Origin of the sequence: Cyanobium sp. Lug-B, assembly GCF_024345635.1 — a bacterium.
GTDB lineage: Bacteria > Cyanobacteriota > Cyanobacteriia > PCC-6307 > Cyanobiaceae > Cyanobium > Cyanobium minutissimum.
The window spans coordinates 1-6,753 of sequence record NZ_JAGQBM010000101.1 but is presented as its reverse complement, the minus strand read 5'-3'; the positions used below and the strand labels follow the sequence as shown (position 1 = coordinate 6,753).

The following is a 6,753-nucleotide window of genomic DNA, read 5'->3' as shown; positions in this document are numbered from 1 at the left end:
CTGTGCTGCGGGCCGGTGCCCCTGCGCACGCTGGACACGCGCTGGGGTCGCAGCAGCTACACCGCCTGGACCCGTGCCGCCCACGGCGCCGGCGTCTCGGAGGCGGCCCTCGAGCAGGGCCGCGACACCAGCGATCCCAGCCCCGACGGCGAGGCCCCGGAGGGCGGCGACGCGGCCCTGTGGCCGGAGCAGGGTCCCCTGGCCGGCTTCGCCCGCGGAGCGGGGGCCGGCGACTGTCTGCACCGGATGCTGGAGCAGCTGGACTACCGGGTTCCGATCGACACGCCGGGCAGCCGGGAGCTTGTCGAACGGGAGCTGCGCCGGGCCGGGCTGGAGGGGGAAGCCCTCGAGCCGCTGCTGCGGGGCCTGGAGCAGGTGCGCCTCACCCCCTTCGGCGGCGGGCTGGGGTCCCTGCGGGTGGCCGATCTGGGGCCGGAGCGCCGGCTTAACGAGCTCAGCTTCGATCTCACCCTCGGCTTCGCCAGGGCGGCGGAGCTGGCGGCGGCCTTCGCCGACCACCCCGGCGGCGCCTTCGGTGCCGCCTACGCCGCCAGCGTGGGGGGCCTGCCGGTGGCCAGCCGGGGCTTCCTCACCGGCTCGATCGATCTGATCTTCACCGCCGCCGAGGCCAACGGGGAGCAGCGCTGGTGGGTGGCCGACTGGAAGAGCAACTGGCTGGGCCGGCGGGACGGTGAGGGCAGGCCCCTGGCCTGCGGCCCCCGTCACTACGGCCGGGAGGCGATGGCCGCCCTGATGGCCCAGAGCCACTACCCCCTGCAGGCCCACCTCTACCTGGTGGCCCTGCACCGCTACCTGGCCTGGCGGCTGCCCGGCTATGCCCCCGAGCGCCATCTGGGGGGATACACCTACATCTTCCTGCGCGGCACGCCCGGGGAAACGGGGGCGCAGGCGCGGGGCGGAGCCGTGCCGGGCATGTTCGTGGAGCGCCCGCCCCTGGGCCGGGTCCTGGCCCTCGATGCGGCCCTGGGCGGCCATGGCGTCGACGGCGCCGGGGAGGAGCCGTCATGAGGGAGCCCCATCCGACCGTCCAGCCCTGGGTGGGAGCCCTCGCCCTCAGCCTGGCGGAAGCCCTGCCGCGCCTGCACGGCACCCCCCCCGATCCCCTGGTCGGCGAGCTGATCGCCGCCCTCACCGCGGCCCTGGCCCGGGGGGAGCTGGAACTGGATCTGCGGGGCCCGAGACCGGCGGAGGTGAGCGAGGCCGCCTGGCCGGAGGGGCACCGCCGGGCCCTGGCCGCCAGTCCGCTCGGCGGCGATCCGGACGGGCCCCTGGCCCTGGAGAACGATCGACTGCAGTGGCGCCGCTGGCAGCGGCAGCGCCAGGCGGTGCTCGAGGCCCTGGTCAATCGGGCCGGCGCCATGGAGCCGGGCGGCGGCGGCGAGACTCCCGGTGTTGCGGAGCCCGGAGCTGAAGAGCCTTCTGCTGCGGGTCCCGGTGCCCCCCGGAGGCTCGACGCCCGGCAGCGGCAGGCGGTGGCAGCGGTGCTCCGCCACGGACTGGTGCTGCTGGAGGGGGGACCCGGCACCGGCAAGACCAGCACGGTGGCGGCGATGATCGCGGCCCACCGGGCCAGCCAGCCCGACGCCCGCGTCCATCTGGCCGCGCCCACAGGCAAGGCGGCGGGCCGGCTGCGGGCAGCCACCGGGGGCGCCCTTCCCTGCACCACCCTGCACCGGCTCCTGGAGAGTCGCGGCGACCGCTTCGGCCGCCACCGCAGCCGCCCCCTCGACCTCGACCTACTGGTGGTCGATGAGGTCTCGATGGTGGATGTGGGGCTGATGGGTGCCCTGCTGGAGGCCCTGCCCGGCAGCTGTCGGCTGGTGCTGGTGGGTGACCCGGCCCAGCTGCCGCCGATCGCCCCCGGGGCCGTGCTGCAGGACCTGCAGCGGCCCGAGCACCGCCGCCGGCTGGGGGACGCCGCCATCACCCTGACCACCACCTACCGCAACGCCGGGGCCATCGCCGCCGTGGCCGCCGCCCTGCGCCAGGGGCTGGGGGACGCCCCCGGCCCGCAGGACCCGGATCCGGTCGCCCCCATCCGCCCGTTGCTGCAGGCCCTGGGTGACACCGACAACCTCCGGTGGCTCCCCTGCTCCCCGCGGACCCTGCCGGCGGAGCTGCTGGAGCGGCTGCGCCGCCACCAGGCCGACCTGGGCCGGCTGGCGGGGCGATGCCGGCCGGGCTCCGCCCGCGGATGCCGGGCGCTGCTGGCCGAACGGGACCGCCTGCTGGTGATGGCGCCCCAGCGCCAGGGACGCTGGGGCCTGGAGGCGATCCACCGGACCCTGCTGGGGGCTCGGCGGGGCGACGACCTGCAGGATCTCCCCCCGGGAACCCCCGTCCTCTGCCGTCGCAACCTGCCGGAACTGGACCTGGCCAACGGCGATGTGGGCGTCCTCGTGGGGGGTCCCGGGCCCTCGGCCCGCCTGCTGTTCGGTGACGGGGAGGGGGAGCCGCTCTGGATCCATCCCGGCCAGCTGGCCGGCGCCGCCGAACCGGCCCTGGCCCTGACGGTCCACAAGGCCCAGGGCAGCGAAGCCGAGGAGGTGATCGTGCTGCTGCCCAGCGGCACCGCCCGCGACGGGCGGCTGCTCTACACCGCCCTGACCCGGGCCCGGCAGGCGGCCCTGCTGATCAGCGAGCAGGGGGAGGGGCCCACGGGCGGGGAGGGTCCGTAAGGCTTCTTCATTCATCGCCACAGCCGGCAATGTGTCTACGAAAAGTGAACCACCCTGGGGGAGCTCTGGGCCTCGCTCCATACTTCCTCCATCGGCGCGGTTCCCCCGGGCCGAACTCACCGGAGCCCCTGCTCCAATAGTCTCCACCGCTGGGATCTCTCCCTTTCCGGGAGCCCCTTGATTCCTTGAGTCCCCCCTTGAGGAATGCCCTCCTGCATCGTCACGAAGGCGTGAACCGGCCCAGCCGGAGCATTCCCTTCAGGTGCCCCGAGGTCCAAAGGGACAACCCCATGGATTCCCTGGCCCCAGGTGGTTCCGGTCAGTCTTTTTCCCACCTCCACACGCGCCCTCCCGCCGCCGTCGCGTCCCACCCGACACCCGTGCCACTCGCTGCGATTCCTGGAGAGCGCCGCGATGGCTGAGCGGGTCCAGCGGCCCTGGGGGTGGTTCGAGACCCTCGCCACAGGCCCCGGCTACCTCGTCAAACGTCTGCGGATCCGGGCGGATCAGCGCATCAGCCTGCAGCGCCACCACCAACGCAGCGAGCACTGGGTGGTGGTGACCGGCGAGGGGGTGATGGAAACCGAAGGCGGCGCCATCACCGCCGCCCCCGGCGCCACCCTGTTCGTCCCCTGTGGCGCCCTGCACCGGGCGGCGGCCGGAGCCACCGACCTGGAGATCATCGAGGTGCAGCTGGGCGCGGTGCTGCGGGAGGAGGACATCGAGCGATTCGACGACGATTACGGCAGGGTGGTAAAGTCTCATTTCAACCTTTGAGCAAGGGCAAGGCAGCCCGGGTGCATGGCACCCATCTCCAACGGTCCGCTGCCGGCCTGCGTTGAAAAGGATTCACCAGGCTCCCGCATCCCGTGACCCAGATCATTGACGGCAGCACCCTCACCGGTGCTGCCGATTCCCAGGCGGCCCTCGCGCAGCCCTGCGAGGCCGAGACGGCTTCGTCCCCCGTTTCTCTGGGGAACGCCACCGCGCTCGATGTCCCCGAAGCTCCGGACTCCGCCATCGCCCAGGTCGTCATCCCTTCCGATGACGCCGTCACCGAAGCACCCGCCACAGAAACGCCAGCCACTGAACCGACTGCCACCGAGACGGCAGCCCCCGAGACGGCAGCTCCCGTCAGCGCCTTCGCCGCCTTTGGCCTGCGCCAGGAGCTGCTCGACGGCCTGGCGGCCATCGGCTTCGAAGAGCCCTCACCCATCCAGAAGGCTGCCATCCCCGAGCTGATGCTGGGCCGCGACCTGGTGGGCCAGGCCCAGACCGGCACCGGCAAGACGGCCGCCTTCGGCCTGCCCCTGCTGGAGCGCCTCGATCCCGGCCAGCGCACCCCCCAGGTGCTCGTGCTCACCCCCACCCGCGAACTGGCGATGCAGGTGGCGGAGGCCTTCAACAGCTATGCCGCCTGCATGAAGGCCGTCAAGGTGCTGCCCGTCTACGGCGGCGCCGACTTCCGCGACCAGATCCAGCAGCTGCGCCGGGGCGTGCAGATCGTCGTGGGCACCCCCGGCCGGGTGATGGACCACATGCGCCAGGGCACCCTCGACCTCTCCGGGCTGCGCAGCCTGGTGCTGGACGAGGCCGACGAGATGCTGCGCATGGGCTTCATCGACGACGTCAAGTGGGTGCTTGAGCAGCTGCCCGCCGAGCGTCAGGTGGTGCTGTTCTCCGCCACGATGCCCCCGGAGATCCGGCGGATCTCCCAGAACCATCTGAAGAACCCGGCGGAGGTCACCATCCGCCAGAAGGCCGCCGACGGTCGCCGCATCCGCCAGCGCCACCTGGTGGTCAACGGTCCCCAGAAGCTCGAGGCGCTCGAACGGGTGCTGGAGGCCGAAGGCAGCGAAGGGGTGATCATCTTCGCCCGCACCAAGGCCATCACCCTCACCGTGGCCGAGTCGCTCGAGCAGCACGGCTACGACGTGGCGGTTCTCAACGGCGACGTCCCCCAGACCCAGCGGGAACGCACGATCGAGCGGCTCCGTGACGGCCGGGTCAACGTGCTGGTGGCCACGGACGTGGCCGCCCGGGGCCTCGACGTCGACCGCATCGGTCTGGTCATCAACTACGACATCCCCTTCGATGGGGAGGCCTACGTGCACCGCATCGGCCGCACCGGCCGTGCCGGGCGCAGCGGTGAGGCGATCCTGTTCCTCACCCCCCGGGAGCGGCGCTTCCTGGGAGGCCTGGAGCGGGCGGTGAACCAGCCCATCGAACCGATGGAGGTGCCGGGCAACGCCAGCATCAACCAGCACCGCCTCGACCGTCTGCGCCAGAAACTCACCACCGCCCTGCAGCAGCCCGCCTGCAATCCCGAGGAGCGGGCCCTGCTGGGCGAGATCCTGCAGCGGGTGGCCCAGGAGCAGGCCTGCACGCCCGAACAGCTGGCCCTGGCCGCCCTCGAGCTCGGACTGGGGGGCAAACCCCTGCTGCTGCAAGGCGAGGAGCGCTGGGGCCAGGGCCGTGCCGGCGCCCCCACCAGGGAGCGCGACCGTGACCGGGGCGAGCGCGACCGGGGTGGGGAACGCCGCCCCTTCAGCGACCGCCATCAGGAACGGGGCGAAGACGGTCCCGAGGACAACATGGAACGGTTCCGCATCGAAGTGGGCTGGCGGGATCGGGTCAAGCCGGGCAACATTGTCGGCGCCATCGCCAACGAGTCCGGCCTGGCCGGACGATCGATCGGGAAGATCCGCATCTTCGACGCCCACAGCACCGTCGACCTGCCCAAGGGCATGCCCGACGACGTCTTCGCCGACCTGCGTCGCCTGCGGGTGATGAACAAGGAACTTCAGATCTCCCGGCTGGGTTCCTGAAGTCCCTCCACGGCGCTCCTCCCCCCTGTTCCCCATGCCTTCCCAGCAGCGGCCACGCTTGCGTTCCTTCCGCCCCCGGCTCCTGCCGGGCCAGGCCGGTCTGATCCTCGGCCTGGTCGCTCTGGCGGCCTTCGGGTCGCTGGAGCGCCCGGCTGAGGCCGCCTCCGGCCCCATCCTCGAGGTCGTGCGCTCCATCTGCCTCTCCGCCTTCGAGACGGAGCTGGCCCAGTCCGGGAAGAAAGCCCCGGACGGGATGGCCAGCTACGCCTGCAACTGCGTGGCGGATCGCATCTCCAGCGGCAGCAGCATCGCCTCGGCCCGCAGCAGCTGCCGGGACGCCACCTCAAAGCGCTACCCGATCTGAAACCGGATCAGGCGTCCAGGCAGGGCCTCAGGCGCACAGGCGGGTGACCTCCTCGCAGGCCGTCACCTGGAGCTCGCTCACGGAGAGCTGCTCCACGGCGGCGATCAGGCCCATCTGCACCTCGTGACTTTCGCTCGCCACCAGGACCTGCAGCAGGTCGAACAGATCCTGGGAACCGAGCTCTCCGTTCTCACGCCAGGTGAGGCTCCAGGGCACAGGGGCGGCTTTCATGGGATCAACTGGATCAGGGTTTGCTGACAATGGAGCGTCGTTGGCGGGGGTGGGGAGATTTTTTCGTTTTCCTTCGCATCTGCTTCAAGCTTCGCCATGGAGCCCCGGGGCACGGTTGTAGGCTTCCGGGAATTCCACGCCGTTCTGGCTCCCTTCGGCACGCATCGACGGCTCAGGCCCAACAGAGCCGGATCCATCCCTGGATCCGATCTGTGCTCCATGCCGACCGCCTGCTTTCCCTGGGATTCCCGACACCGGAGGAATCCGTTCCAGCTTTTTCTTTGAATGACCATCTACGTCGGCAACCTCTCGTTCCAGGCCGAACGCGAGGACCTTCTCGATCTCTTCGGCCAGTACGGCGAGGTCCGTCAGTGCAGCCTGCCCCTCGACCGTGAGACCGGCCGCAAGCGCGGCTTCGCCTTCATCGAGCTCGCCGACGACGCGTCCGAGCAGAAGGCCATCGACGACCTCCAGGACGTCGAATGGATGGGTCGCATGATCCGTGTCAACAAGGCCACACCCCGTGAAGGTGGTGGCGGCGGCGGCGGTGGCCGCGCCGGCGGTGGTGGCTACGGCGGCGGCGGCGGTCGCCCCGGGGGCGGCGGTGGTCGCTCCGGTGGCGGTGGCTACG

At 71.7% G+C, this 6,753-nt stretch carries 6 protein-coding genes and 1 pseudogene; 6 read left to right on the top strand and 1 reads right to left on the bottom strand.

All coding sequences use genetic code 11. The annotated features are described in order from the left end of the window. The 5 genes and pseudogenes from KBY81_RS16040 to KBY81_RS16010 form a co-directional block, all read left to right on the top strand. Positions 1-1,029, top strand: a pseudogene (locus tag KBY81_RS16040) (DNA helicase UvrD); the annotation flags it as partial. Next, positions 1,026-2,699 carry an ATP-dependent RecD-like DNA helicase gene (locus KBY81_RS16555; protein WP_261357325.1) on the top strand — a complete coding sequence of 558 codons (1,674 nt, stop codon included), beginning with the start codon at positions 1,026-1,028 and terminating at the stop codon, positions 2,697-2,699. The pseudogene KBY81_RS16040 and the gene KBY81_RS16555, both read left to right, overlap by 4 nt. Before the next feature lie 414 nt (positions 2,700-3,113). Continuing rightward, on the top strand, positions 3,114-3,476 hold the full coding sequence (locus tag KBY81_RS16025; protein ID WP_106222633.1) for a phosphomannose isomerase type II C-terminal cupin domain: 363 nt from the start codon (positions 3,114-3,116) through the stop codon (positions 3,474-3,476). Between the two features lie 92 nt (positions 3,477-3,568). Further along, positions 3,569-5,527 carry a DEAD/DEAH box helicase gene (locus KBY81_RS16550; protein ID WP_315858536.1) on the top strand — a complete coding sequence of 653 codons (1,959 nt, stop codon included), beginning with the start codon at positions 3,569-3,571 and terminating at the stop codon, positions 5,525-5,527. Between the two features lie 58 nt (positions 5,528-5,585). Further along, positions 5,586-5,891 carry a hypothetical protein gene (locus KBY81_RS16010; RefSeq protein ID WP_106222631.1) on the top strand — a complete coding sequence of 102 codons (306 nt, stop codon included), beginning with the start codon at positions 5,586-5,588 and terminating at the stop codon, positions 5,889-5,891. Between the two features lie 27 nt (positions 5,892-5,918). On the opposite strand, the gene KBY81_RS16005 is transcribed toward KBY81_RS16010, so the two are convergent. After that, positions 5,919-6,122 carry a hypothetical protein gene (locus KBY81_RS16005; RefSeq protein ID WP_106222630.1) on the bottom strand — a complete coding sequence of 68 codons (204 nt, stop codon included), beginning with the start codon at positions 6,120-6,122 and terminating at the stop codon, positions 5,919-5,921. Positions 6,123-6,407: 285 nt separating this feature from the next. Here KBY81_RS16005 and KBY81_RS16000 point away from each other — a divergent pair. Then, positions 6,408-6,753, top strand: a 346-nt coding sequence (locus KBY81_RS16000; protein WP_254977039.1) for an RNA-binding protein, incomplete at its 3' end; no start/stop codon positions are given.

What these genes read in the sequence shown, in the direction of transcription:
- KBY81_RS16555 (WP_261357325.1), top strand. Translation starts at nt 1,026, where the DNA reads ATGAGGGAGCCCCATCCGACCGTCCAGCCCTGGGTGGGAGCCCTCGCC.
- KBY81_RS16025 (WP_106222633.1), top strand. Translation starts at nt 3,114, where the DNA reads ATGGCTGAGCGGGTCCAGCGGCCCTGGGGGTGGTTCGAGACCCTCGCC.
- KBY81_RS16005 (WP_106222630.1), bottom strand. Translation starts at nt 6,122, where the DNA reads ATGAAAGCCGCCCCTGTGCCCTGGAGCCTCACCTGGCGTGAGAACGGA.